Here is a 1,602-nt window from a genome sequence, read left to right as displayed (position 1 = left end):
ACTCAAACTTCCCACACCCAAAAGGTGTGATGCACCTTGAAAACTCTATACTTTAGACAAATAAAAAGGCATAGGTCGCTTTCAAATAAGGTATAATGAATTTACCACAAAACATTTACCAAGAAAGGACTTACGCCATATGCATATCTTACCACAAGGACAGCACTCAGAGGAAGAAATTAATTGCTCAGTTTCGGATTTTATTTCAACCTTTAAGGTAGGTAACTTACTCCGTAAATGCAATGCCGAAAAGCAAAAGGGAATCCCTGTAATAAATATCTTTCGGTATAAGTTTGTAAATGTTTTTTCAAGAAGCAGCATGTACATGCAGATGAAGACTAACCACTTCTCAGGATCTTTTTCAAAAAATACTTTTTATAGGTTTTTGAATGATCCGAGATTTAACTGGCTTCGTTTTACAACCTTACTTGCATTAGCGGTTATAAAGAATTTCTTTGACCCGCTTACAAGCGATGATCGTGCAGATGTATTTATCATAGACGATTCTCTTTACGAGAGAGCCGGTTATAAGTGCACGCAAATGGCTTCCAAAGTATTTGATCATGTATCCATGAAATACAAAAAGGGATTTCGTCTTCTGACTCTCAGTTGGTCTGACGGCAATTCCTTTGTTCCTATAAACTTCAGTCTTTTGGCTTCTTCAAACGAAACCAATCAGCTTGGAGATTTTACCAAAGTTGATAATCGCTCTCTTGCCGGTAGACGGAGAAAAATGGCTGTCACAAAGGCCCCAGATGTTTTACTGGAACTGCTTAACTATGCCGTTAATGCCGGACACAGTGCCAAGTATGTACTGTTTGATAGTTGGTTCTCAAATCCTAATACCATTTTAAAAATCAAGGAGATGAATCTTAATACTATAGCTATGGTCAAGATCAGCTCCAAGATCACCTATGAGTATGAAGGCAGTCGACTTAACATCAAACAGATATATTCAAGAAACAGGAAACGTCGTGGGCGTTCTAGATACCTTCTCTCTGTAGATGTAAAAGTAGGTAAGGGAACCAAGGATGAACCATCAATTCCTGCCAAGATCGTTTGTGTTCGTAACCGATCCAATAAAAAGGATTGGCTTGCAATCATATGCACAGATATGTCCTTATCCGAAGATGAAATCATCCGTATTTATGGCAAAAGATGGAATATTGAAGTTTTTTTCAAAACATGTAAATCATTGCTCCAACTCAGAACCGAATGCCATAGTCTTTCATACGATGCACTTACTGCTCATGTGGCCATCGTATTTGCCAGATACATGTATCTTTCTGTATATCAAAGAAAAGATCAGGACGAACGTACGATAGGAGAAATCTTCTATGTACTGCTACAGGAAATGGAAGACATTACATTCCAACATTCTCTTTTCATACTCGTAGAGGCTATGACTGCAAGTATAAAGAACATACTTCATATCACAGACGAACAAGTTGAAGAAATCTATAAGGATTTCTTTTTCAGATTGCCTGAATATATGCAGGATGCTCTGACAAGTGATTACAAAGTGGCGTAATTGTATTTTTATAGTCTAGAATATAGAGTTTTCAAGGTGCGATGCCCACTATTTATGTGGGAAGTTTAAGT

At 37.5% G+C, this 1,602-nt stretch carries 1 protein-coding gene; it reads left to right on the top strand.

What is annotated here, in order from left to right; genetic code table 11:
- Window positions 1-139: 139 nt before the first annotated feature.
- Window positions 140-1,531, top strand: coding sequence for an IS4 family transposase (locus BLV86_RS17380; RefSeq protein ID WP_090820107.1), 1,392 nt, complete (start codon window positions 140-142; stop codon window positions 1,529-1,531).
- Window positions 1,532-1,602: the final 71 nt, after the last annotated feature.

This window comes from Oribacterium sp. KHPX15, from assembly GCF_900107835.1.
Lineage (GTDB): Bacteria > Bacillota > Clostridia > Lachnospirales > Lachnospiraceae > Oribacterium.
Note: the sequence above shows the minus strand (reverse complement) of the source record. Positions and strands in the feature narration are given on the sequence as shown.